Here is a 26,722-nt window from a genome sequence, read left to right as displayed (position 1 = left end):
AAGTACGACTTGTTTGATCATCTAATCAGGACGGCCGCACAGTATACCTCGGACATAAAATGGAGGGACTATGAGAAGGCTATCAATAGTCTTAACGTTTATTAGTACAGACATCACCACACAGAAAGTTTTCCCAACAGTAATGCTTCATCTTGCCGCCGTGAACAGGATGACGAGTCCGCTGATACCGATGTAGGTGTAGACGACATATCTGAAGATGCCGTTGGAGAGATGTCGGAAGAGATAGCCACCGAGTGTCGTGCCGATGGCCACGCCGCCAATGCCATAGAGGTAGTCGAGGCCCACGGTGGAGGTCATGAAGCCATTGTAGGTGCGCACGAGTGCCATGATGATATTACCGCTGAGCATATAGACCTGGGCCAGTGCCATATACTGGTTTTTGTCCTTTGCGGTGGAGATGAAATAAAGCACGGCAGGCGGTCCCTGCATGTTGAAGAAGCCACCCATCAGTCCGCTGAGCACGCCGGTGCCGATCTGTGTGGGCAAGGTAGGCCGCAGCCGTATCTTCTTGTTGAAAAACCAAAAGTAGATGCTGAACAGGATGAGCACCACGCCAAGCACATCGCGCAGCACCATGTCATCGATCTTCTTCAAGCAAGAGATCGACAGCGTGGAGACAACAACGAAGGCACAGAGTATCGGCACGACGCGCCGCCACTGTACATAGCGGTGCATGCGGATGGCGATATAGATGGAGTTGCTCATGGCCAGCAATCCCGTAAGTGTGGTAGCCTCGGCATACGAGGGCATGAGAAAAGGCAGCATCGTCATGATGAAGATGCCAAAGCCAAAGCCCGTCGTGCGTTGAATGAGGCTCGCAACGATGCTCAGCAGGAAGATGGAAACAATGACGGTCATCATGAAAATGATTTAGAAAGGCTGGGGCCTGCCCGAAAGGGATGGTGCAGGAAGAGGTTATAGCGTCCACACGGTTTCGTCGCCACAGATATTTCGGATCTTCATCCGCAGTGGTTTCTTGTCACAGCGTATGGAGCCGTCCCAAAACTCATCCGTTTTCTTGCCGTTGAGGCAGACACGCCCCAAGTGATCGCGTTTGATCTCCACGTCGCTGTGCCATGGCTGGTTTTTCTCGGCATTCTCACAGTCGAGGCTGATCCACTCTATGGTCTCCAGTCCCTCATCGCTGATGGTGATTGGCACGAACTTCTTCTCCTTGCCTTTGGTTTTCTGCTGGAGCACTTGCTGCCGTCCTTTGAGGTTGACTTCCTCTATTTTTTTCAGCACACGGTCACTGTGGAAACTGTTGATGGTAACCTTCCATCCCGAGAAGAGCGCGTCGTGGGTCTCGCTAACCTCCCACTCAGCGTCGTCCTCCACCACGATGTCGTCGAGGAACTGCTTGAGGTCACGGAGCTCTATCTCGATGGTCGTCTGATCGTTCTGCTCTTTGATAAACTGCTCAATGTCGTTGCGGTCGGTGATGTCGATGTAGTAAACGATGACGCGACGGATGTCAGCGGGCAGGTCGGGGAGTGCTTCGCGTATGATGCGGTTGATCATCGGCTTGTCGAGGAGCCGCGAGCTGCTGTCGAGCAGGTTGGGCAGATACACAGGCATGACGCCGTATTGCGTGCTGACGATGCTGCCCGCCCAGATTTTGTCAAACTTCTCCTCGTTGTCGCACAGGCCGGGGATCATCTTCTTCAGTTTATCCATGGTCTGCACGGGGTTACGGAAGAGCGACACGCCGTCCTTAACCTCCAAGATCTCAAACTCGGCCTTTCCGCCAATGAGACGGTCACGAATCGTCTGGATGCTGTTGAGGTTGATGTCGCTGGTGACAAAGCGCCGTCCAAGCCGGTTGGCCACCGCCGCCGTCACACCACTGCCTCCAAAGAAGTCGGCCACTACCATGCCCTCATCACTGCTGGCTTTGATGATGCGCTCCAAAAGAGCCTCCGGCTTTTGGGTGGCGTAGTCGACAAGTTCTTTGGCTTGACCAGCTATAACATTGATATCAGTCCATATTGACTGTAAAGGCTTACCAGGCATTTCGTCTAAATAAACCTTCTTCTTCGGGAATCCAGAACTCGTATGATAGAGTAATCCTTTTTTTTCTAATTCTTCCATTGTTTTTTGAGAATATCTCCAAGTACGAGTAATTCCATTCCATTCATAGGTAGAACCTCTTCCTCCAGGTCCCATAGTATTCTCTACTTTATACTTTCTTCCATCACCATCATCCATTGAATACATCTTAAGATACTTCTCATCATAAGGCACATATTGGGTATGCCAAGTATAGTCTTCATTATTCATGCAATAATAGAAGATGGTATCATGGATTTGCCCGTATCTATTTGCATCATTATGAGAATAGACCCTTTGCCAAATTATCTCGTTAACAAAGTTATCCTCCCCGAAGATCTCATCCATGAGGATTTTGACATAGTGTCCGATGTGGTAGTCGAGGTGCACATAGATGCTTGCGTTGTCGCTCATGACGGACTTGATAGCCATGAGGTTCTCGTACATCCAGTTGAGATAGCGCTCTTTGTCCCAGATGTCGCCATACATCTTCTCGTCGAAGGTGCGCAGCTCCTCGTTGTCGAGTTCCTTCTCTGCCTGCGCAATGGTGGCAGCGACCTTCGGGTTGTTGCGCACATACACCTTCTTGGCATAGTCGGCACCGCTGGCAAAGGGCGGATCGATATATACGAGGTCCACCTTGATGCCCTTGTCCTTGAGATAGGCGCAAGCCGAGAGGCACTCGCCGCGCAGCACCATATTGTGTTGAGGATTGTCGCCCACCTCTTCGACAGGCTCCACCTCGTAGTAGGGCATGCCGCGCTTGATATTTTCCACGACGCGGTCGTTGTCGCGGTAGCGAAGCACACGCTTGGTGCGCACAAAGTTGTCGAGCAGTGCCTGACCCTCGAGGGTATTGGGGAAATAGGGGATATATCTGACAGCCATAGTTATTTGCTTGTTGGGTTGTTAAAGAAATCGTTGATCTTTTGCAGTGTCTTCTGCCGCCGTTGTTCTGCGGTGAGCGTGTCCTCAAGATAGAGGAAGTCGAAGCGGCGGTAGCCAAACTTCTCGTTGTTTTGCCTAATGAACTCCGTCTGCATAAATCGGAGCCTGTCGGCGAACTTTGCGGCGAAGCCTTCGCCCTTGGTCTCGATGATGACCACGCGGTCGATGGAGCCGTCGGCCTTGCGGCTGAGCAGTAGGAAGTCAGGGACGTAGCGTCCGGCATAGCGCCATGTGCCGCCTTTTTGCTGATAGCAGTTGATGACGAACTGCGTGAGCGTCTCGTCGCCGTTGAAATAGGCTTCGAGTTGCTGGTCGTGGATGATGGGGAGAAGCTCCTTGGTGAGGAAGTCACGCTCCAGGTTGCTGTCAAAACGGTAGGGCAGATAGTGATAGGTCTGCGTGCGCTCGGGATGCGGATCTTCTTGTGGCAGAATCTTTGAGACATCGAAGCCCTTGAGTCTTAGCTTCTCCAGCATGTCCTTTTCCTTCTCGCTGATCTCTTTCTGTGGAGGTCGCTGGTCCAAGTCGATGATGTCGTGCACATCCTGCTGCGGTGGATAGAATTTCTCGCTGTCTTCCACCGGCGAGGTGAGCTTCTCTATCTTCAACAGACTGGCCTGACAGGGCAGCAGTTCCTCACGGACACGGAAGTCGCGGATGGGCGCGAAGGCCTGGCGGATGAGCGAGCGGATGCGTGCCTGGTCGTAGGCGGTGTCTTCCACGGTGTAGCCGTCTTTGAGCTTGGTGGTCTTTGAGAAGATTCTTTTTAGTTGCTCATCACAGGTGCGCAACATAGCCACGCTGAGCGTGCCGAAGCTCTCCTTGGCAATCCGTTGCAGCCACCAATGATAAGTCACACGGTGGATGGTCTCGTCCTCCTGCTCGTAGGTGTCGAGCAGCCTGCCCTCTAAGTCTTGACGGTGGATGAGGCTCACGGGGCGGCTGACGAGCAGCCGCTCATCGCTCAGACGTTCGGCGGGATGGGTGGCGTCATCGATGACAAGTGTCTCATAGCTCACCTTGAGCTGATAGAAGTCGATGTCGGGCACACGCAGTTTTTCCATGCGTGAATAGCGGTCGATGAGCGGTACGTCTGGCTTGGGTTTGTTGCCAAACTCCTGCAAAGTGATGTTCTGCTGCTGAAGGAGTTGTCGGTTGAGCTTCTCGGCATTGAACGCGTTGAGCCAGATGAGTGCTGTCTCGTGCTCGTGTCGTACGACCTGTCGGAGACAGCGGCAACTGGTCTGCAGCACCATGTTGGTGGGACAGGCCCCTTTTTGTGGCAGTATCACGCCGGTGAGACTCTTGCAGTCCCATCCCTCCTTACCGATCTGTACGAGCAGGATGATTTTGATATGAGAGAGTGACGTGTCGAGCGAGGCAAAGGCTGCGGCAGCTCCCTCGGCCTGTGGATACTGTTTGTTGCCGCCATGGTATTTCAGTATCACGTCGGTAGGGTTCATGCCATAGTCGGCAACGATCTCTGCCACCTGTGGGTAGATATCCTCCTCAAGAGTCTCTATCTGACTGCAATAGATGGCCAGCTTGGCGCAAGTGCCGTTGGCGTAAGTTGTGTGGCGATACTTGTCGAGGAACTCTCTCACGCCATTGTCGATGATCACCGCCCGGTCGTTGTCGGTGAACTTCACCTCGGGCACCTTGAGGAAGTTGCCCACGCCCTCGATGAGCGGATAGTAATACACCACATTGGAGAGGTCAGTGTTGCGGATGGCGAAGTCGCCGAAGAGCGTCATCGCCTCGGTCTTTTCAAGATAGGGCGTGCCCGAGAAACCCAACACAGCGTTGAAGGTCTGGTTGGCAGTCCATTTGTTGACCACCTGCCTGAGCTTAATCTCCCCGTCAGCGGCATGGTGCACCTCGTCGATGAAGATGGAGAGGTGGGGCAGCCGCCCGATGATGTTGCGCAACTCGTTGGCTTGCTCTATCTTCTTCAACTCTTCTTTGCTGAAGAGTGTTGGGTCTTTGTCGTCGGTGAGACGGTCGAGGATGACTTTCTCGGCATTGGTGATGGCCACGAGCCCCATGAGATCGTCCAGGGGCTGGTGGTTGTTGATCTTCTGCGCATTAGGGTTCTTGACCTTATTGCTCTTGCCTGCACTCTTTTGCTCGTCGAGAACTTCGAACTTAATAAGCCGGGCCACCTCCGTGGCGGATGGCTCCGGGATGACCCATGAAGGATCGAACTCCTGGATATGCTTGAGACTTGGCACGATCGACGACTTCAGGCCCGACGGTGCCAGAATCATGAAGTTGTGGGCGAAGGCGGGGTTGTTTTCCTCGTTCCGGGCAAAGTGAAGGTCGAGGCAGATGAAAGCAGCCATTAAGAAAGTCTTGCCCGCACCCATAGGGAGACTGAAGACATAGTCGGTGTAGCTGACTCCATAGAAGATCTTTTTGAAAGCCGCCTCGTAGTCGATCTCGGCGGCATGGTGTCGGATCAGTTTTTCGAGTCCGGGCGAGAGTTGCTTGCCCTTCTTGTCTCTCAGTCGGGAATATTGGAAAAGGGCCACGGCAGCAGGAGTGGTGGCGAAAACTTGGCGCGTGGTATCGGTGAGTTCCTCCTCACCGACATTGGTGTCGTTGAATTTCCCCTCGACGAAGAGCTGCCACAATGGCTTGTTCTGACAGGCTATCTTCAGATACAGGTAGGTCTTGATGGCTTCTATCTGTGCGTCACGCATCATGCCCCGATGCTCGATATAGTGGATGAGTGACTTCACAGTACACTCGTCTGACGCCAGCCAGAGGTCTCTTTTCTTCTCTATGAGCTTATAAAACATATTTGCCTTTGCGGTAACTGATCATTGATGATGCAAAAATACAAAATTATTTTGGATCAGCTGTGATAAGGCTACACACATATTTATAATTTAACGCTCAGCGGTGTGACATATATATAATAATGAGTCCACTTTAGAAAGACATGGTTATGTCCTTCTAAAGTGGACTCAACAAACCTCTGTTATTCTGTTACTCTGTCTTATATGATATATGGTTCGTATGTCTTTCTGTCTAAAAGACTCTTTACCTTTTTACTTTGTCTGTATCGTCAGCGATGTCGGTTGCAGGTCGGTGGCCTGGGCATGGACGACGACGGGCTTGGTCTTGTCCTTGACGCGCACCACGACGAGGCACTTGCCGAAGAAGGCGAGACGGTCGCTGGCCTTGAAGCGCTCGGTGGAGAACGGTGATCCGTTGTCCACGCCGACGATGTCGGCATTGTCCGCCGTGAAGTAGATGTGGTTGCGCGCGTCGGGGCAGAGCGTGCCGTGCTCGTCTGTGACTTCAGCATTGACAAACGTGGTTGTCTCACCACGGTAGTCGCAGGTCAAGCGTATTGACGTGGCGGGGCCGGCGGTGCGGATTGTCTGCCGGCGCACCTCCTTGCCGTGCTGGCGTGCCACGGCAGTGATCTCGCCGGGCTCGAAGGCCACGCGCCACATCACATGATACTGGTGGCTGTCGGCCTTGCGACGGATGCCCTGGCTCTTGCCGTTGACAAAGAGCTCCACCTCATCGGCGTTGTTGTAGTAGCACCACAGGTCGACGGTCTGTCCCGGCAGCCAGTTCCAGTGAGGAAACAGATGGAGCACGGGCTTGGCGGTCCATTCACTCTGATACATATAATAGGCGTCCTTCGGGAAACCTGCCAGGTCGATGATGCCGAAATAGCTGCTGCGGGCCGGATAGCCATAGGGAGTGGGCTCGCCGATGTAGTCCCAGCCGGTCCAGATAAACTGTCCGGCGCAGTAGGGCGTGTGCTTGACGATGTCCCAGGTACCCTCGTGTGTGGTGCCCCATGGCACGTGGCTGTTGTCATAGGCCGAGCACATCATTGTGGGATTGGTGTAGGTCTTGTCCCATCGTTCCGGTGCTACGTAGTCGCTGTCGGAAGGCATGCGGTAGTAGCCGCGCGTCTGCAGGGCCGAGACACTCTCGGTCATGAGGAAAGGCTTGCCGGGAAAGTTCTTCGGCACATCCTTGATATACTGTTCATGATAGTTAAAACCGATGATATCCAAGGCGCCGGACTTGAAGAGATGGTTGTCGGGCGAAGGCTCGTTGCATCCCGCGGTGATCGGGCGGCTCTTGTCGAGACTTCTGACGATGTCGGCGAGATGGATGGTGAGCAGAGCGTTGGGGGAGAACTCCTTGCCATGGGCGAGTGCCGAGGCATCGTGGCCTGCGTTGAGAATCAGGTTGGCTTGCTCCAGCGTCAAAGCGTCGGCACTGGCCGACGACCACTGCTCGAGCACCTCGTTGCCAATGCTCCAGATGAGTATCGACGGATGGTTGCGGTCACGAAGCAGCATGTCGGTGAGGTCGCGCTGGTGCCATTTCTCGAAGAAACGGGCGTAGTCGTTCTTTGTCTTGCGGCGCCTCCACATGTCGAAAGCCTCATCCATGACGATGAACCCCATCGTGTCGGCCATGTTCAGTAGTTCGGGTGCGGGTGGATTATGGCTGCATCGGATGGCGTTGACGCCCATGTCCTTGAGCTTCACCAGTTGGCGTCGGAGCGCGTCGTTGTCGAGGGCTGCGCCTAAGCAGCCAAGGTCGTGGTGGTCACAGACACCGTTGAGTTTCATATTCTTGCCGTTGAGCCAGAAACCCGTCTTGGCATCGAAGCGGAACGTGCGGAAGGCCGTTGTCGTGCGCACGGCGTCTACGGTCTTGCCAGCGATGACGATCTCGGTGAGCAAGGTGTAGACGTTCGGTGCATCGGGGCTCCACAGGCGTGGGTTGCGCACCGTCATCTGCTGCCCGGTGCTGCCGTTGGCAATCTGCGCGACGATCTTGCCGTTGCTATCAAAGAGCGTGTTGCGCACCATCGGGTGCTGTCCCTCGTGGTTGTCGTCGGCGAGGGTGACGGATACGGGAACAGTCCATGTGCGTCCGTTCTTGGTTGTTGGCATGACGTAGACGCCCCAGTTGGCGATGTGCAGCGGTGCGGTGGTGGTGAGCCACACGTTGCGGTAGATGCCGCAGCCCGAATACCAGCGCGAGTTGGGCTGGTCGCTGTTGTCGACGCGTACGGCGATGACGTTGTCAGCACCGCGGCGGAGATAAGGCGTGAGGTCGTATTGAAATGAGCTATAGCCGTAGGGGCGTGTGCCGAGCAGGTGTCCGTTGATATACACCGAGCTGTTCATATACACGCCGTCGAAGGTGATGAAAAGACGGTCGTCGTTGCCGAGCGAGGCAGGTACGGTGAAGTGTTTGCGATACCAGCCGATGCCGCCGGGCAGTGCGCCGCCACCTGCACCGCTTGGATTGTCGACACTGAAGTCACCCTCTATGGCCCAGTCGTGGGGCAGGTTGAGCTGTCGCCACGACGTGTCGGCATAGTCGGGACGCGCCATGGCTGAGGTGTCGCCGAGACAGAACAGCCAGCCGCAGTCGAAGGTGAGCGTCTCGCGGGCAGATGAGGGGAGAGACGCGAGGAGAGGAAGGAGAAGGGTGAAGAGCAGAAGGGAGATGCGGTGGGTCATGGAGTTTTTTTTGTTTATGAGAGACGGGAAGAGAGGGTGCCCTGGGATGAGACAAAGGGGCGCACCTGGTTATAACCAGACGAACAGAACGGAGCGTCGACGCAGGCGGTTGCCGAAGGCCCACCCCTTGGCGGTAATTACTCCCCTCTCCTTTGGAGAGGGGTTGGGGGTGAGGCTGTGTTTAGTTTCCAAGCATCTTTGCCGCATAATTCCCCATTGCAGCGTAGCCCTTCGGGTTGAGGTGGAGCCAGTCGTCGGAATAGTCGGCGCGCAGTTGCTGAGGATCAGCAGGGTCACGGGCGAGGGCATCGAAGTCGATCAGCCCGTCGAAATGGCCTGGCTTGCGGATCCACTCGTTGACGGTCTGCCGCATGGCCTCATGGAAATAAGAGAACCAGCCGTTGCCTTTCGTCGGCGTGATCGTCGCACCGTAGACTTTGATGCCTTTGGCGTGGGCTTTACTGATCAGCGTCTGATAGGCATCAATGATCTCCTGCGCCATTTTTTCGTAGTTGCCGCCACAGCAGCCGATGTCGTTGGTACCCTCGAAGATGATGAGCTTCGAGACATTTGGTTGGGAGAGAATGTCGCGGTCGAAGCGCTTGAGCGCCGGTTCGCTCAGTCCGCCGCGCACGACGCAGTTGCCGCCGATGCCGAGGTTGAGCACGCCAAAGCCTTTCTGACAGCAGTCGGCTGTGCTCTTGCAGCACTTTGCGGACTCTTGCTTTTTGTCGCAGCTCTTGTCTTCGCAGTTCATCGCGGCCTCTTGTTTCTTGTCGCAGCTCTTTTCTTCGCAGGACTTTGCAGCCCCCTGCTTTTTGTCGCATTGCATGCTTTCGCAGCAGGTTGCGATGCCGTTGAGCGCGTCGGAGAAGAAGTCTGTCCAGCGGTTTTGCAAGTTTGTCGTCGAGCCGCGTCCGTCGGTGATGGAGTTTCCGAGCACGGCGATGACCTCGTGCGGGGTGTTGCTGAGCACTTCCAGTCGGGTGATGTTGTACCAGTGGTCAGCCTTCTCGCCCTTACTGAAGTCAGCCTTTGGTGCGCCCTTTCCGGCGATGATATACGTGGTGGTGCGGCTGCCGCGGTGAGAAGTAGCGTGCTCAGGCGTGCGCTTGCCATAGACCACGGTGACGGCGAGACGCTGTCCGGGGCGCAGCTGATAGCCGAATGGGTCGGAATAGATGTCCTTGCCGGCATCGAGCGTGAGGCTTCGCCGATGGTTGAAAGTCAGGTAGCGCACCGTCTTGGCGTTGATGCGAGCGTTGCAGGGCAGGACGTTGGTTTCCTGTTTCAGGATTTTGCCTTGAGGCGTGTCGGCAGGGTCGGCGACATACACGGCGGTGATGTCCACGGGTCCGTTGCCGAAATGGTTGCTGAGCTGCATGCGCAGCGTGGCACCGCCCATCGAGACGTGGATGATCTGGCGCGCCGCACGGTTAGAGAGACTTGTCTTGGGCATGTCGCTCGGACCGGTAAACTCCGGTGCGGTAGCCCACGTTCCTTCCCACCGCTGGTCAGCGAGGAGGGGAGTGGTCACCAATAATAATAAGGTGACAATACTGAAGAATAGTTTGTTGATCATGGTTTTTGGTAGTTAAAGAACAGCCTCACCCCCAACCCCTCTCCCAAGGAGAGGGGAGTGATTACCTTCAAGGGGAGGATGACGGAGATAAGTATCACCTCTACGTCCCACCCCATTCCGACTCTTGTCAGTAATTCCTCCCCTCTCCTTTGGAGAGGGGTGAGGGGGTGAGGCTGGAGAGGGGGAGTGATTAGCTTCAAGGGGAGAAAGACGGAGATAAGTATCACCTCAATGTCTCACCCCATTCCGATTCTTGTCGGTAATTTCTCCCCTCTCCTTGGGAGAGGGGTGAGGGGGTGAGGCTGGAGAGGGGTGAGGGGGTGAGGCTCCTATTCTGCTGTGAGATACAGTACACGGCTGGCCCAGCTGGTACGCTCGTTCCAGTTGACGTTATGAGAATAAGGCATGTCGAGTCCGTGCTCCATGAGGTATGCGCCGGAGTAGCTCTTGCCCTCACAGTCGAGCGGTGTGTTGTCGATGCGGTTGAGCTCGTGCACCTTGTAGCGCTTGGCGGGGTCGAGACCAGCCATACGCACGCGCGGCAGGTGCTGGTTTACGAATGTCTCGGTCTTCCACCAGTACCACACAGCCTTATCCTTGCTGTCACTGACATACATCAGACTGGCCACTCCCTGCTTGTCATAGGGACTCTGCAGGCGGTAGAGGTTGCCCATCTGCACGATGGGACGGATCTGCTTGTACTCCGCGATGGCGTTGCGACAGAGCGTCTTCTCTGCCTCGGTCATGTTCTTTGGCTGGATCTCCATGCCCAGTCGTCCGCTCATGGCCACGTCGATGCGGTATTTCAGCGGGATGATACGTCCGGTCTGGTGGTTGGGCGATGCCGAGATGTGGCAGGCCATCGCCATGGCCGGGAAGAAGTAGCTCGTACCCCACTGTATGTAGATGCGCTGCAGGGCATCGGTGTCGTCGCTGGTCCAGAACTCATCAAACCAAGGCAGTGTGCCCCAGTTGACGCGTCCTCCACCGCTGGCGCAGTCCTGGATGATCAGGTCGGGATATTTGGCGCGGATGCGGTCAAGCGTCTTGGCGAAGCCACGGTAGTAGTCGATATAGAGATGGCTCTGGTCGTTCATCGAGAGATACTGCGAGCCGTGGTTCATGATGTCCATGTTGGCGTCCCACTTAATGTAGGCGATGCCGGGATGTTTCGTCATCAGATTGTCGACGACAGAGAAGACAAAGTCCTGCACCTTCGGGTTGCTCATGTCGAGAACGAGCTGCGTGCCGCCACGTCCGAGGACAGGATCGCGTCCCGGAGCCTTGATGATCCAGTCGGGATGCTTCTCATAGAGTTCGCTCTTGGTGTTGGTCATCTCGGGTTCTATCCATATTCCGAACTTCACGCCATGCTTCTTAGCGTCGGCAAGGAGACCGTCGATGCCGTTGGGCAGCTTGTTTTTGTCCACCACCCAGTCGCCGAGAGCGGCGTTGTCGGTCTTACGCGGATATTTCTCACCGAACCATCCGTCGTCCATGACAAAGAGCTCACCGCCCATGCCGGCGATGTCGCCCATCATCTGGTCCATACCCTTCTCGTTGATGTCCATGTAGACACCTTCCCAACTGTTGAGCAGGATCATGCGCTCCTTGTTGCCGTGGGCAAGCATATACTCGCGGCCCCAGTGGTGGTAGTTGCGGCTGACGCCTGACTTGCCTTCCTTGGAGAAGGTGAAAGCCACGGGCGGGGTGACGAAGGTCTCGCCGCGGCGCAGATGGTATTCCGAGTTCTGCTCGTCGATGCCGGCAAAGAAATAGTGGTACTCACTGTCGTCGGTGACTGTCTTGAGCTTGTAGCAGCCACTGTAGCAGAGGGCGGCGCCGATGACGTCGCCACTGTTTTCCTTGCCTTTGCCGTCGAGGGAGAACATCACCTCAGCGTGCTGTCCTTGCGCATTGTGCACGCCGTTGTGGTTGCGCAGCGTCAGTTCGCCGGCGGAGAGAGGCTCATCGGTGACGTTGGCCTCGTTGCCCCAGGCTCCACTGATATGGCTGATCCACACATTGCCACGGCGGATGGGCAGCATGGCGGAGGCGAAAGAGGTGAGCGTCACCGTGCCTTTCTCCTTATTTGTGATCTCAGTCCAAGCCTCGATCATATCCACATCGCTGTAGGTGCGGTATTTCAGGTCGACAAAGAGATTGTATACGGGATCCTTGAGATGGATGGTCGTGACGTTGCCTTTCACGTCGGATCCTGTGACGACGAGTTGTGTCGAGAGGTTGCCGTCGGCGTGGCGGCAGGCAAAGGCAGCCGGGTCGGGACAGTCCATGCCATAGGCGGGATAGGCATTCATGCGCCCGCCCTGTGGACGTTGCAGTGTCTGCAAGTCTGCGCCGGAGAGTTTTGAACCAAAGTAGACATATTCCGGTTGCCTGCCCTCGTCGGCGTTGAGCACGAGAGAGAGATGGGGCGACTGCACGAGGATTTGTTTGGCCAGTGCCGACAAAGGCAGGCACAGTGCCAAAGAGAGCATTAGTTTTCGATAGTTCATATATAATAATAGATTTAAATAATTGGCTTGGTGATAGGCAAACGCATACACCATATTGCAAAGGTAAGGAAAAAAACAGTATGATGTTGCGCTTTTTTTAAAAAAATACGAGAAAGTAGAGAATATAGGTATAATTGTATCAAAGTAAAAAGATAAAACGCTGCTGTCTTGATCATTTTTTGCAAATCAAAAACTTTATTACCACTGCCAGTAAGGATAAGTACAAAACAGATATTAGTATCGTTTCGATAAGGGTTGCCCCCAAAGTTACTCGCATCAGTTTTTTGATGAGAACAAATACAATCACGCATAACAGAGGAAGGATCTCGCCCTTCCTCTTGTAAGCGTGTGTATATACTCTTGCGATGATACAAGATAGGATAATGATACCAAGGATAAGTATGATCATTTTTTGGGGAGTTAATAATACAGAGCTGTTTGTTAATATTTAAACGAGCTGCCACCCAAGAACTCACGGAGCAGGCTTGTCGGCGGGATGTCGCGGTTGGGGATAGGCTGGAAGTACTTCAGGAACTTGCGCAGGCGGTAAGCTTCGCTGTACTCCTCGCAGTTCTCTGGCACTTGTTCCAGAAGCGGTTCGGCCTGCTGTTTGATGACGGCGAGCTCGAAGAGCATGGCCGAGTTGAACATCACGTCGGCGTTCTCCTGATAGGGGAAGATCCATTTGTTCTCACCCGCACGCACCGACGGCCAGCGGTGGATCGTCTCCTGAGCGTTGACGCCACGGTATTTATAGTCGCGGATGATACGGCGCAATAAGCGGTTGTCGGTCGTGGGGATGTAGTTGTGGTCGTCGAGCAGGATGGTTGTCAGCGCCGAGACATAGACGCGGAACTTCTGCGCTTCGGGAATCTGTGCCGTGAGCTCAGGGTTCAGGGCGTGGATGCCCTCGACGACGAGTACGTTGTTGGGCTGCATGCGCAGTTTCTTTCCGCTTTTCTCGCTTCGTCCCGTCTGGAAGTTATACTTCGGCAACTCTATCTCCTCGCCGCGGAAGAGCGCGTTGAACTGGTCGTTGATGAGCTTGAGGTTGAGGGCATAGATACTCTCGTAGTCATATTCGCCCTTGTCGTCCTTGGGCGTGTGCTCACGGTCGACGAAATAGTCGTCGAGCGAAATCTGCAGAGGTTTGATGCCGTTGGCCAGCAGTTGTATGCTTAGACGCTTGCAGGTAGTGGTCTTTCCGGAAGAAGACGGTCCGGCGAGGAGCACGAGTTTCACATCCTTGCGGCTGGCAATCTCGTCGGCGATCTCTGTGAGTTTCTTCTCCTGCAAGGCCTCCGAGACGTTGATCAGATTGGTAGCCTGCCCCTTGCGCACCATCTCGTTGAAGTCACCGACGGTGCGCAGTCCCATGATCTCCTGCCAGCGATGATGCTCGCGGAAGATCTCAAACATCTTGTCCTGCCGCGTCATCTGTGGCAGCACGCCCGGGTCTTTGAGGTCGGGAATGCGCAGGAGCAGTCCGTTGAAATATTTCTCCAGTCCGAAGAGATAGATCTTCGACGTGTTGGTCAGCAGCGAGCCATAGTAGTAGTCGACATAGTCGTCGATCTGGTAATAGGTCGTATAGAGCGAGCCAGCACTGCGCAGGAGCTTCGACTTGGCCTTGTCGCCTTTCTCCTCAAACATCTTGACGGCATCCTCGGTGGGCACTTCGAAGCGGCGGATCGGCATCTTGGCGTCGATGATCTGTTGCATGCGCTGGCGGATGCGCGCCACATCGCTGTCGGTGACCTCGTGGCCGATGGTCAGATCGACGTAGTAGCCCTTGCTCACGGGAATGTCGATGACCACCTTGCTTTGTGGATAGAGGTCATGGACGGCCTTGCAGAGCACGAAGAAGAGCGAGCGGGTGTAGTTTCGGGAGCCCGAGCCGGAGGTCATGTCGAGAAATTCCACGTCCTTGTTGTGGTAGATGCGGTAGTGCATACCCTCCACCTTGTTGTTGACCTTGGCGCAGATCGGTCCGTATTTCATGTCAATACCTGCGTTGTGAAACACTTCTGAAAGTGTGCTGCCAATGGGTGCGGTGAGCGTCTGCCCATTGTTTTTGCAGCGTATCTGAATGGTTGGTTTCATCATAGTCTTTGACTCTTATTTTTAATCTTACCTTGCAAATATAGTACTTTTTTTCTAAGAATCATAGTCCTATCGCTTTTTTATAGACATTCTTTTCGTTTTAAAACAGGAAATCACCCAACTCCGTCATGGTAGAAGTCTATTTGATTATCAACGAGATGTTAGTTGTACACAAATAGAAGAAATAGACCTTTGATATTTGCTTCAATGATTATTACCGTTGGAAGGGCTTTAAATCATCATGTAGGTGTTTCGGTTTTATTAGTGTTGATTTCCACTATATTGATGTCAGCATCAGTTGGCAGCAGAGGTATGAGTTTTGGTACAAAATTGTTGCGTGCTACGATAAATACATCTTTACCGTCAACAATGGCAGTCATCAGCAATTCATAAAAGCCCTTGCCTGCCACTTCTATGCGCCCAATCTCGTCTATCCATATTTCTTTGGCTTCTGGATGCTCCTTATAATATTGCATGGCGCGGTCGAAGGCAGAGAGATGAACGAAATAGCTGCAACTGTGCATCAGCCCGTTGGTGAGGTCTCTTACTGCCAGCGTCTCCTTCGATGCTGTCTCCATGTCGACGTCAGGGTCTTTCACAAAGAAGGGCAGCTCCTCGCCCTTGGGATAGAGCACGAGGTCGTAGGCGCAGACATTTCCATCATCGTCCCGCTTCTTCAAGGAGAAGAAGCAGAGGCCGTTGCCGTGGCTTCGGTATTCGTGTATGAAGCGCGTGGACTTACCGGCACCACGCGGTCCTGTGAAAATAGTTATCTTCATATCTTATAAATCAAAGGATATACTGGCATACCATGTGCGGCCACGCAAGGGGTATCCCTCCGTGTATTCGTAAACCCGGTCGGCAACGTTGAGCACCCCCACCTTGACATCTGTCTTCCATATCTTCCGTGCCAGGCTGGCATCAATGGTGGCGAAGCCAGCCGTGGAGGTGCTGCCGTTGGACGACGAGAAGGCTTTGCTCTGTGCGATCAGACGTCCCTGCAAGCGTAGGTGCCAGATGGGGCGCAACTCCAAGAAGGCAGTGAACTTGCTCTTCGGACTGTAGAGAAACTTCAGGTCCTTATGGTCCATGTTGCGCTGATCGGTCATACTGTAGTTGGCATGAGCCGTCAGCCAGGAAAGTTCATAGCCGGCACCAAACTCAAAACCACGGTACTGTGCCTTTCCCCGATTTTGCAACTGATAGATTTTCGGGTCGCTGGCATCGACGCCCGTGACCTCCTGGATGATGTCGTTGATGAAGTTATAGAATGCTCCTGCCTGCCAGGAGAGGTTATGCCAACGTCCCTCGTAGGCGATATCGAGGTTGATGGCGTTCTGTGTGCCTAAGTCGGGATTCGGGATGGCCTTACCGAGCTTATAAGAGTATCTGTCCTTCATACGGGCGAAGAGCGAGGAGCGGCTCATCGTGAACCTGAGGTGCTGGTTGGCAGAAGGATGGTAGTCGAGTGCGGCAAGGGCATTGATGTTGCTGTCGTGGGAGTTGGGCAGGTCGGAGATACCTGTCTTGCTGTTGTATTCCTCCACCTTGTAGCCCTGACGTCCAAACCATCCTATAGAAGCCGTGAGGGACAACTGCCGGTTGAGGCGCGCTTCGTCCTCCATGACAAAAGAGTAGATGCCCTCGCTGAGATGTGCTACCGGTTCACCTACATTATGAGAACGGTGGACATCATATTTGTAGTTCACGCCAAACTTCAGGTCGTTGTTGTTGGCTGTAGACCAGATGATGTTGGCGTTGGCCCCCAAGGCGTAGTCGTTGTAGATACTTGTCCATCCCTGCTTGCCCTGCTGAGTGGAATAGGTAAAGTCGTCGTAGGAGTCGAGTGTATTCTTGAAGGTGTCGTACCACAACCGGCTCTTCAGTGTGAGTGTGGGAGTCAGCCGTGTCATGGAATGGAAATAGACCTCGTCCTTGTTCCATTCAGGATAGATACGGAACTGTGCTTTTCCGTTCTCACCGAGATAAGGTGGGATATGTTTCTCAGCGCGCACGAGTGTGTAGCCCACGACATACTCGTCGGTGGCATTGGGCACGAAGCCTACCTTGGCGTTGAGGTTGACGTCCCGTGTCCGGGAGTTGAGCCGTTTGTGTCCGTCAAGATATGGTGAGTCGGTAGGATAGCTGTGTGGAAGTCGGAAGTTGCTGACGTTGGCATAGCCAATGTCCACCTGCGCAAACCACTGCCCCCAGCGTCCACCCACGTTGAGGTTGCCGTGCCAGAGGGTGTTCACGTCGAAATGCAACTCCAGCGGCTTCTGGGGTTGTCGTGAGATGAGGTTGATAGATGGTCCGAGTGTGTTGCCGCCTAAAAGCAGTGAGCTGGCCGACTTGTTGACATCTATCTTGCTTAGCATTCCAGCGGGGAGTCGGTAGAGGTCTACGGTGCCATCGTAGGGTGCCGTCATGGGCACGCCGTCAATATAGATGGGTACGTCGGCGCTGCTGATGCCGCGGAGTGTGAAGCCGGCTTCGCTACGACCGCCTGCCTCCTGGACTATAAGTCCCGGCACCCAGTTGAGGGCTTCGGAGACGCGTTGTATGTCTGCCGACTTGATGAAGTCATCGCTGACCTGATTGGCTTTGAAAGTACGTTGGTGCTCAAACACCTTCACTTCGCCCAAGTGGAACACTTGGGCAGTATCCATGAGTGGTTTGGCCGTTAAGGGCAGTGCCGCCACGGCAGCAGATAGTAACAACATAATGTGCTTGCGTTTTTTATTTGAATACTATGAATGATTATCTTTTTATCATCCGTTGGAAATAGTCGATGAGATACCTCACGGGTATTGCCGTCATGTGCATCAGCTTGGTGAAAGGAAAGATGATGACCAGGAGGAAGCCGAGGAGGATATGAATCTTATGGGGCAGCGAGGCATGAGCGATATAGTCGGAGGCTCCGGGCAGGAAGGTGAAGAGTCCCTGCGCCCAACGGTCGAGGTTCATATAGTGGTCGAGGTCGCTGTTGACGGTCTCTACGGTTCCCAGCAGTCCTGTGACAATCTGCAGGAAGATGAGCACCACAAAGAGATAGTCGCCGAGATGGCTGTTGGCCACGACACGGCTGTTGGTGAAGCGTCGCAGCGTCAGCAGACAGATTCCCACGAGGGTGATGAGTCCCGCACCGCTGCCCATGATGATGGCGAGCTGTCGTTTCTGCTCGTTGGTGATGAGCCAATCGTAGGACCACTCAGGAGCGAGCAGTCCGAAGATATGTCCGAAGAACACCAGGATGATGCCTACATGGAAGAGGTTGCTGCCCCACTTGAGTAGCGGGTCGTTGCTCAGAAACTGAGTGGAATAAGCTTGCACCGTCTTACCTTGCGCTGCGATGCGGTAAGTGACACCACAGACGAACAGTGCGCCGGCGATATATGGGAGATATTGGAATAGAAAAGTGTGCATAGCGTCGGGTGTTTAAAGTTCTTTCAAGAGCGCGATGAGTGGCTCATAGGGATGCCGCTCCTTCCGGAAGCGGTCGTCCATTTTCGAGAGTACGTCACGGATGTCGTCGATAGCGGCATGTGCCTCTGTCTGGCTGCCCATGCTGGCAACATACTGCAAATACATCGGCAGGTAGTCGGGTAGCTCGTCTTCGGCAGGCATGAGTCCTGCTTTGAGATACTCCTCTTTCAGGTCTACCATGGCCTGTCCGCGGTCGCGGCTCGTGCCGTAGACCATGTCGAAGAGATAGAGGTTGGTCTTCGTTGCGGTATCGAAGAGGTCGCTGTAGGCTGCTTGCCAACTGCGTGCGTTGTCAAACGTCGCCACATAGTTGAGGAAGGACCGGATGCAGTCGAGTGCTTTCTCATTGAGCACGCCCTCAGCCATGAGAGCCGGGAGCACCTCACTGCGGCTGTCCCACAGTGTTTCTGTGGGATAGTCGAGAAGGAGGGAGAGAATATTATATGTCTGTATCATCGTCTATGGCTTTGTTTACCTACCGGCGAAGAGGTTGTGGCGCTTGCAGCCTTCTACGAAGTTCTGTTCTTCATCGTCGAAGCCGAGCCCCGTCCGCTCGTCAAAATGGTGACTGCCTTGCTGCTTGGGTGCTGAGGGGATGACAAATCGGTCTTCATAGTTAGCGATGGCGAGCAGGCGGTACATGTCATCGTATTGTTCTGCCGAGAGTCCCAAAGCTTCGGGCACGTCAGGGTGTTCCACACCGTCGACGGTCTTCCGCCGCATGAACGCACGCAGGGCGACGAGCTTGGCGAGGGCTTGGCGTATGGGCTGTGGGTCTCCCGCCGTGAGCAGGTTGGCGAAATACTGTGCCGGGATGCGCATGTCGTCAACCTTGGCGAAATAATCCATCTCCGTAGTATTACTGCTGTCGGCTTTCTGCTCTTCTTCAGATAGTTTCTCTTTCTTTGGACTCATGGCTGGTACATACCACACCATGGGCAGTGTACGGTACTCTGGGTGAAGGGGGAAGGCTATGGCCCACTCTTTCATCATTTTGTACGTAGGACTCTTCTGCGCAGCCAGGATATAGTTGTGACTGATACCCTGCCGCTCAGCCTCAGCGATGACCGTGGGATCGTTGGGATCGAGTATCATCTCACGCTGACGGCTGACCAGTTCGCGCTCATCAGCAGCGGCGTAGTCGTCGATCTTCTCTGCATCGTATAGGATGACACCGAGGTAGCGCATGCGCCCCACACAGGTCTCGCTGCACACCGTGGGCTGTCCGTCCTCGATGCGCGGATAGCAGAAGACGCATTTCTCGCTCTTCATACGCTGGTGGTTGAAATAGATTTTCTTATACGGACAAGCCGACACGCACTGGCGCCAGCCACGGCATCGGTCCTGATTGATTAGTACTACGCCATCCTTGCGTTTGTAGATGGCACCTGAGGGACAACTGGGTATGCACGCTGGATGCAGACAGTGCTCACAGAGACGCGGTACGTAGAACATAAATGTACGCTCAAACTCCTCAAAGCCCTGCGTGTCAATGCCGTTGAGGTTGGGGTCGCTCTTGCGTTCGTCGAATGTTCCTGCGAGGTCATCCTCCCAGTTGGGACCGTCCTTGACTTTGTCCATCTGCTTGCCCGTAATCATGGAAAAGGGTCGTGCAGAGGGTGGCGTCTTCAGCCGCCGCTTGCCTTTCAGCGATGAGAAGGCGAAGGTGAACGGCTCGTAGTAGTCGCTCACCTGAGGCAGATAAGGATTGGAGAAGAGCTGTGACATCACCTTCGGACGGTTGCCGAGACGTAGCGTTGTGCTGCCGTCCTTGGTCCGCACCCATCCTCCGCGGTATTTATCCTGGTCTTCCCACTTCTTAGGATAACCGGGTCCTGGCTTGGTCTCTACATTATTCCACCACGCATATTCCATACCCTTACGCGATGTCCACACGTTCTTGCAGGTCACGGAGCATGTGTGGCAACCTATGCATTTGTCCAGATTGAGGACCATTGCTATTTGTGTCTTGATCTTCATCTTATTCCCAATTTACGTTGTCGACTTTTCTCAACAGCACATACTCATCGCGGTTGGCACCTATCGTACCGTAATAGTTCAAGCTGTATGACAGTTGCGCATAGCCACCGATCATATGTGTAGGCTTGGGACAGAGCCGCGAGATGGAGTTATGAATGCCTCCACGGTTACCCGTCAGCGGACTGAGCGGCACATTGACAGTACGGCCCTGGTTATGATACATATAGAGTGCGCCCTCGGGGATGCGCTGGCTTACGCAAGCTCGTGCCATGGCAGATCCGTTGTCGTTGATGACCTCCACCCAGTCGTTGTCGCAGATGCTGAGCTTGGCAGCATCGGTCTCGCTCATCCAGATGACGGGACCACCGCGTCCGAGGGTGAGCATCAGCAGGTTGTCGTTCCACGACGAGTGGATGGTCCACTTGTTATGGGGCGTGAGCAGGTTCAGTGCCAGCGTGTCGTCGCTGAGATGGAGCCGCTCTTTGAGGTTGTTGATTTCCTTCTTCGCCAGTGGCGGCTTGTAGCTCACAAGGGCCTCACCGAAGGCACGCATCCACGGATGGTCCTGATAGAAGCTCTGACGGCCGGTCACTGTGCGCCACGGGATGAGATAATGTATGTTGGTGTAGTTGGCGGTATACTCCGTGGTCTTGTTGTTGATACCCGACCAGATGGGTGTGGGCAGTGACAGGCGGGGCTGGGCGACGAGGTCCTTATAGGTGTATTTCGTCTTGCCGAAGTCTGCCGTGAGCGGTTCCGCCAGTGGCAGTCCCACACTCTTCTCCAGCGCTTTCCATGAGCGGAAGGCGGCATCGCCGTTGCTTGTGGGGTCGAGGGTGAGCACAGCGTCGCAGGCTTGCGTTGCCTCGCGGATGAGGGGCATGCCCTTGCTGATGCCTTCCTCGCGGTCCACACCGTTCATGGCTTTGAGCTCGTCGTATTCCTTTTGTGCCGACCAGCCGATGCCCTTGCCGCCGATGCCCTTGTCGCGGATATTAGGACCAACGGTAGTAAATTGCCGGTAGATGTCGGGGTAGTCGCGCGTGACTACGACGAGGTTGCCCATGTTGCGCCCCGGTTCCGGCATCTCTCCTGTCTCCTTCCAGTCGCTGACATCAAGCGGTTCGCTGATTTCTCCGGCGCTGTCGTGGGCCAGTGGTGTGTAGACCACGTCTTTCTCGTGGCCGAGATGTCCGTGTGCCATCTCGGAGAAGACCTTCGACAGTTCTCGGAAGATATCCCAGTCGGTGCGACTCTCCCACACGGGGTCGACGGCTTTGCTGAAAGGATGGAGGAAGGGGTGCATATCGGTCGAGGAGATGTCCTCTTTCTCATACCATGTGGCGGCGGGCAGGACGATATCGGCGAAGATGCTCGACTGCGTCATGCGGTAGTCGATGTTCACCACGAGGTCGAGTTTGCCGACGGTGTCCTCGGAATGCCATTTCTCGTATTTGGGCAAGGGCTGTCCACACTGCTCTAAGTTTTGGCCAAGCACGTTGTTCTGTGCGCCGAGGAGATGCTTCATAAAATATTCCATGCCTTTGGCTGAGCAGCCGATGAGGTTGGCGCGCCAGATGAAGAGTACCTTCGGACTGTTCTCCCTTGCGTCGAGGTCTTCGGCAGCCAGCGACAGCTTGCCCTCATGGAGCTGCTGACAGACATAGTCTTTCTCGCTCATGCCGGCCTCGGTGGCTTCGCGGCACAGGGCGAGGGAGCTGCGGTTGAACGCCGGTGACGACGGCAGCCAGCCCATCCGTTGACTCTTGATGTTGCAGTCGAGGAGCGTCAGGCCCTTCCATGGCTCCTTATGGGCAAGGGGGGACAGTTGTTCGTCGACGGTCACCTTCTCGTAGCGCCATTGGTCGGCATGCTCATAGATATAGCTCACGGTGTTCATGTGGCGTGGTGGGCGCTTCCAGTCTAAGGCGAAGGCCATCTGTGCCCAGCCAGCTTGTGGGCGCACTTTCTCCTGACCGACATAATGGCTCCAACCACCACCGTTGACGCCGAGGGTGCCGCAAAGCATCAACATGTTGATGGCAGCGCGGTAGGTCATGTCGGTGTTATACCACTGGTTGACGCCGGCACCGATGATGATCATGCTCTTGCCGCGTGTCTTCTCTGCTGTGGCAGCAAAGGCTCGTGCTGTCTGGATGACCTTCTCGGCTTTCACGCCGGTGATTTGTTCCTGCCACTTCGGTGTGTAAGGCAGGTCATCGTCGTAGCTCGTGGCGCAGTTGGCGTCGTCAAGTCCGCGGTCGATGCCATAATGTGCCATTAATAGGTCAAAGACATTGGCACAGCACACCACACCGTCTTTCGTCTCAATATGTATGACGGGCACCTTGTGCTCGATGATGTCGGGATGGCGGGTAGCGGCGAAATGTGGATTCTGATAGTCGGTACCACCGAAGTATGGGTCGAGGAGTGTCACGACGTCATCGCGGTGGTCCATGAGCGAGAGCCGTGGTGTGAAGGGCTTACCCGTCCGGACGTCTTCGCATTTGAGGTTCCATCGCCCCTCGTCGTTCCATCGGCTGCCGATACTGCCGTTGGGTGTGACAAGCTCGCCCGATACGTCATCGATAGTGATAGGATACCATTCGGCCTTCGCTTTCACCCCAAAATTGTCCTTGAGGTCAGCAGCTCGAAGGAGCATACCGGAGGCATAGCGCCCGTCTCCGGTATCCTCTAACTTTACGAGGAAGGGCAGATCGGTGAACTTGCGCACGTATTCGTCGAAGTAGGGCACCGTGCGGTCTTTGTAGAACTCCTTGAGGATGACATGCCCCATCGCCATGCCCAGTGCTGAGTCGGTACCTTGCTTCGGTGCCATCCAGACGTCGGCGAACTTCGAGGCATCGCTATAGTCTGGTGAGACAACAGCAACCTGTGTACCTTTATAGCGCACCTGTGTGTAGAACGGCGAGTCGGGCGTGCGTGTCGTGGGCACATTACTGCCCCAAAGAAGGAGGAACGAGGCGTTGTACCAGTCGGCACTCTCCGGTACGTCAGTCTGTTCGCCCCACGTCTGAGGCGACGATGGTGGAAGGTCGCAATAGAAATCGTAGAAGCTCAGGCAGGCACCGCCAAGCAGGCTGAGGTAGCGTGTGCCGGAGGCGTAGCTGAGCATAGAGAAGGCAGGAATCGGCGTGAAGCCCACTAAGCGGTCGGGCCCGAACTTCTTGATGGTGTAGATGTTGCTGGCCGACATAATCTGCAGTGCTGTCGGCCAGTCGAGGCGTACAAAGCCTCCGAGTCCGCGCACCCGCTTATAGCTGTTGCGCTTCTGCTCATCCTCCATGATTGACGCCCACGCCTCGACGGGGTCGGGATGCTGGGCCAAGGCAGCCTCCCAGAGGTCGAGGAGCTCCTTGCGAATCATCGGATGCTTCACGCGTCCGGAGTTATAGAGATACCAGCTGTAGCTGGCACCGCGTGGACAGCCTCGCGGCTCATGGTTGGGTAGCCCAGGACGTGTCGCAGGGTAGTCGGTCTGCTGCATCTCCCACGTGACGATACCTTTCTTCACGAAGATGCGCCATGAGCAGGAACCGGTGCAGTTCACACCGTGGGTGGAGCGCACCTCCTTGTCGTGGGCCCAGCGTGTGCGGTAGAAATGCTCCCACTCCTCATTGGTCACGTCCTTGCGGTTGATGAAATATTTTAGATTGTTGAATATTGTGTTCATAGCATAAAAATAAAGTTCGAGTCATGATTTATTGCGCATCATGCCAAAGTAGTTGATGACCATCACGAGCACGGCAAATCCAGTGAAGAGCAGGAAGCCAAGACCGTAGCCATTTGTCGGCGAGAGGTCAACGAGGCGTCCCATCAACGGCGGGAAGACAAAGCCGCCGAAAGCGCCGAGTCCACCTACCCAGCCATTAGCACCGCCCACACCCTCACTGACATATACGGGTACGAGCTTCATCGTGGCGCCATTGTTGAAGCCAAATGCCACAGCGATGAGTAGGCTGACGAAGAAGAGGCCCACCCATCCCATTGGGATATTCATCAGCAGACCGGCAACTGCCAATAAAGCAAGGGCACCCATGGAGACCTTCTCGCCGCCGATGCGGTCGGATAGTCTACCACCTGGCACGCGTAGCAAGGCAGCAAGGATAGAGAATACTGCCGTGAGACCTCCAGCAAGCATCGGGTCCAGTCCCATGCCTTTCTTCCAGAATGTGGGAAACCAAGCTGTCAAAGCCATAAACCCGCCGAAAGTTGTGAAATAGCAGAGAACGAGCATCCATGTCTGTGGGATGCGGGCCGAGATTTTCAGACTTGTAGCGGCATTACCTTTGGGGAAGAGCTCCTGCCCGCAGGCCAGTGCGTTGTCGCGCGCCACCTCTGCGCTTTTACCGGCTTTGAGAAACTGGAAATAGGGTGGATTGGCTCCAAGCCATATATATAATAGGAGACCGAGGAGCATCACGCCCGTCAGAATATAGTAGGCGGCCGTGAACCCGAAGCGATGTAGCAGTAGCGGAAGGGCGAAAGCCAGGATGCCGGCGGAAGTGGTGCCCAGTCCGCCATATATTCCAGAGGCATATCCCTGACGACTCTTGGCAAACCAATAATTTGACTGTGAAGCTCCAACAGAGAATGTGGCGATTCCGCATCCAGCCAAGCAACCAAGTAACAGAACTATGGGGTAGAGACCCGTCATGCTCCCTGGAGTCTCTACGGGATATAGCGTGAAGAGTATACTCAGTGCCCCAAGCCCTAAGACAGCCGCGGCGAGTAGAAAAAGGAATCCTCGTCGACCGCCATTGGTGTCGACCATGGCGCCGAAAGGTATACGCAGCAGAGAACCGGTGAGTGACGGCACAGAGACGAGCAGGCCGAGCTCTGTAGCGCCCAAGCCCATGGCGGCTCCGAGTGTCGTGCTTGTAGGACCGAAGAGCGAGATGGCCATCACGCCAAAGAAGAAGCCGAGGGTGGCTCCCAAAAGTGCTGAGGAGGGCGTTCCTTTGAGTTTGAATTGCGATTGTACCATAATGCTTGATTTAGGTATTTGCTATATTGTCTTTAGAAAATTTTCTATCTGTCCAGTCTTCCGGTCGGTTGATATTACTGAGCAGGCGATCAGAAGGAGACGTGATATAATAGGTGTCCACGGCGCAGAGCAGACCTTTCATGCTTAATTTTCCAGCGCGGATGCGGCCTTGGAGAATGGCCAGCGCGTCTTGTTCTATAAGCAGCGGGAAGGGTGAGATGCTGCCGTCACAGCGCCGCCAAGCGAGTGCGCGGGGAAGAACGCCGTGATGGTGCCCTTGCGGTTGGAGTGCGTGGCGAATCATCGTCAGGAGCGCGTCGCTGTCCACAAAGGGCATGTCGCAGGTCAGGACAAGCAGCCAGGGTGTGCTGCAACGCTGGAGCAGCGCCTCCAGTCCCCCTAAGGGACCGCTGTCGGGATGCAGGTCCTCAACGATCTCCAGACCGAGAAAATCATATGTCCCGGCATGGGCAGGACTGGCACTGACGAGCACTTCTCCCGTAAGCGGACGGAGCAGGTCAGCGGCTTTGCTGATGAGAGTCTCGCCATCGGGGGCGAAAAGTGCTTTGTTGCTCCCAAAACGGCTGCTGTGGCCTCCGGCGAGGATGGCACCCGTCAGCAGGGAGGAAGATGACGGTAGATGGGTGGGCATAGGCCTGACATTAGCCTGTGATAAGTGTCAGCGCTACCGCCACGGCGAAAGCGGGGGCGGCGAGGCGTGTCTCCCACAGTGACAAGGTGGGACGTTGCGCTATGCGTGAGTGGAAAGAGAAAAACTGGCTCACGACGGATATCATGGCTCCTTCCAAGAGAATATAGAGTGCGGGATGGAGCACACCGCCTTCAACACCGGGAAGAAGGAGGTCCGACAACTTGATGACAGCAGCCACCACAGCGGTGAGCATGACGGCAACGGAGCCTTTGCCACTCCGGGCTGCTGCGGAGAGCATACAGAAGATGCCAAAGGCAAAGAGGATATTCGACGTGCCATGATGGAGGTGGGTGGCATGGAGCACCCACCCTAAGGAGGCTTCGATGATACCCCAAACGCTGCCCCAGAAAAGGACCGTCAGAAGGAATTGTGTCTTAGATTTCATGGGCTATTGCTATTAGTTCGCCTCAAAGTTAGGTAATTTCTTTGAGTTCGTGACCTTCTGACGTTTTTTTTTATTCCGTGGTATTGATTTTTTTCTTTCAGGGGTAACAATTGTTACCGTAAAGACTTAATTTTGCTTAAAGTTTAAGGCGATGAGTTCAGTTTAAGTGCATTCAGTTGCTCTTCGTTATAAATCACAGACTGTGGGTCTAGGTCTTCTGCCTTAGGGAGTCACAAAGGTTTTCTTGGTAGGATGCTTTGAACACAACATAGAGCGCGCCCTGCCAGTGGATCATCGCACCTTGCGGCAAAGTATCATCCTTTAAGCCCTTGAAATCCTTTGTCGATTAACCTTTTACCACCCATTCGTCGACGGGGCGGAGTCAATTAGCAAGTGCAAATTTACGAAGTCTTTTTGTA

16 protein-coding genes are annotated in these 26,722 nt (G+C 54.7%); all 16 read right to left on the bottom strand.

What is annotated here, in order from left to right; genetic code table 11:
- Nucleotides 1-147: 147 nt before the first annotated feature.
- On the bottom strand, nucleotides 148-882 hold the full coding sequence (locus FYJ73_RS06260; RefSeq protein WP_154533853.1) for a sulfite exporter TauE/SafE family protein: 735 nt from the start codon (nucleotides 880-882) through the stop codon (nucleotides 148-150).
- 54 nt (nucleotides 883-936) lie between these two features.
- Nucleotides 937-2,958 carry a site-specific DNA-methyltransferase gene (locus FYJ73_RS06255; RefSeq protein ID WP_154533852.1) on the bottom strand — a complete coding sequence of 674 codons (2,022 nt, stop codon included), beginning with the start codon at nucleotides 2,956-2,958 and terminating at the stop codon, nucleotides 937-939.
- A gap of 2 nt (nucleotides 2,959-2,960) precedes the next feature.
- Nucleotides 2,961-5,819, bottom strand: a complete 2,859-nt coding sequence (locus tag FYJ73_RS06250) for a DEAD/DEAH box helicase family protein (protein ID WP_154533851.1) — start codon at nucleotides 5,817-5,819, stop codon at nucleotides 2,961-2,963.
- A gap of 252 nt (nucleotides 5,820-6,071) precedes the next feature.
- Nucleotides 6,072-8,531: a glycoside hydrolase family 2 TIM barrel-domain containing protein gene (locus tag FYJ73_RS06245; RefSeq protein WP_154533850.1), complete on the bottom strand. Its 2,460-nt coding sequence runs from the start codon at nucleotides 8,529-8,531 to the stop codon at nucleotides 6,072-6,074.
- Nucleotides 8,532-8,712: 181 nt separating this feature from the next.
- Complete coding sequence (locus FYJ73_RS06240) at nucleotides 8,713-10,113, bottom strand: SGNH/GDSL hydrolase family protein (RefSeq protein ID WP_235899255.1); 1,401 nt, start codon at nucleotides 10,111-10,113, stop codon at nucleotides 8,713-8,715.
- Nucleotides 10,114-10,442: 329 nt separating this feature from the next.
- Nucleotides 10,443-12,611, bottom strand: coding sequence for an alpha-galactosidase (locus FYJ73_RS06235; protein ID WP_419471132.1), 2,169 nt, complete (start codon nucleotides 12,609-12,611; stop codon nucleotides 10,443-10,445).
- A 459-nt stretch (nucleotides 12,612-13,070) separates the two neighbouring features.
- Entirely contained in the window at nucleotides 13,071-14,732 is a 1,662-nt protein-coding gene (locus FYJ73_RS06230; RefSeq protein WP_154533855.1) for a nucleoside kinase, read from the bottom strand.
- Between the two features lie 239 nt (nucleotides 14,733-14,971).
- Entirely contained in the window at nucleotides 14,972-15,511 is a 540-nt protein-coding gene (locus FYJ73_RS06225) for a nucleoside-triphosphatase (protein ID WP_154533848.1), read from the bottom strand.
- Nucleotides 15,512-15,514: 3 nt separating this feature from the next.
- Complete coding sequence (locus FYJ73_RS06220; protein WP_154533847.1) at nucleotides 15,515-17,455, bottom strand: TonB-dependent receptor plug domain-containing protein; 1,941 nt, start codon at nucleotides 17,453-17,455, stop codon at nucleotides 15,515-15,517.
- 37 nt (nucleotides 17,456-17,492) lie between these two features.
- Nucleotides 17,493-18,158 carry a respiratory nitrate reductase subunit gamma gene (narI, locus tag FYJ73_RS06215; protein ID WP_154533846.1) on the bottom strand — a complete coding sequence of 222 codons (666 nt, stop codon included), beginning with the start codon at nucleotides 18,156-18,158 and terminating at the stop codon, nucleotides 17,493-17,495.
- Nucleotides 18,159-18,170: 12 nt separating this feature from the next.
- Nucleotides 18,171-18,674, bottom strand: coding sequence for a nitrate reductase molybdenum cofactor assembly chaperone (gene narJ / locus FYJ73_RS06210; RefSeq protein ID WP_154533845.1), 504 nt, complete (start codon nucleotides 18,672-18,674; stop codon nucleotides 18,171-18,173).
- A 15-nt stretch (nucleotides 18,675-18,689) separates the two neighbouring features.
- Nucleotides 18,690-20,198 (bottom strand): nitrate reductase subunit beta, encoded by a 1,509-nt coding sequence (gene narH / locus FYJ73_RS06205; protein ID WP_154533844.1) that lies wholly within the window; start codon nucleotides 20,196-20,198, stop codon nucleotides 18,690-18,692.
- A gap of 1 nt (nucleotide 20,199) precedes the next feature.
- A complete protein-coding gene (locus tag FYJ73_RS06200; protein WP_154533843.1) occupies nucleotides 20,200-23,892 on the bottom strand; it encodes a nitrate reductase subunit alpha in 3,693 nt (1,230 codons plus the stop codon).
- A gap of 21 nt (nucleotides 23,893-23,913) precedes the next feature.
- Nucleotides 23,914-25,206, bottom strand: coding sequence for an MFS transporter (locus FYJ73_RS06195; RefSeq protein WP_154533842.1), 1,293 nt, complete (start codon nucleotides 25,204-25,206; stop codon nucleotides 23,914-23,916).
- Nucleotides 25,207-25,216: 10 nt separating this feature from the next.
- On the bottom strand, nucleotides 25,217-25,858 hold the full coding sequence (gene mobA / locus FYJ73_RS06190; protein WP_154533841.1) for a molybdenum cofactor guanylyltransferase: 642 nt from the start codon (nucleotides 25,856-25,858) through the stop codon (nucleotides 25,217-25,219).
- Between the two features lie 10 nt (nucleotides 25,859-25,868).
- Complete coding sequence (locus FYJ73_RS06185; RefSeq protein WP_154533840.1) at nucleotides 25,869-26,303, bottom strand: hypothetical protein; 435 nt, start codon at nucleotides 26,301-26,303, stop codon at nucleotides 25,869-25,871.
- Between the last annotated feature and the right edge of the window lie 419 nt (nucleotides 26,304-26,722).

The organism is Hallella mizrahii (genome assembly GCF_009695775.1).
GTDB classification, from domain to species: Bacteria; Bacteroidota; Bacteroidia; order Bacteroidales; family Bacteroidaceae; genus Prevotella; species Prevotella mizrahii.
The sequence above is the reverse complement of the archived record's forward strand: the minus strand, read 5'-3'. Positions and strand labels throughout refer to the sequence as shown.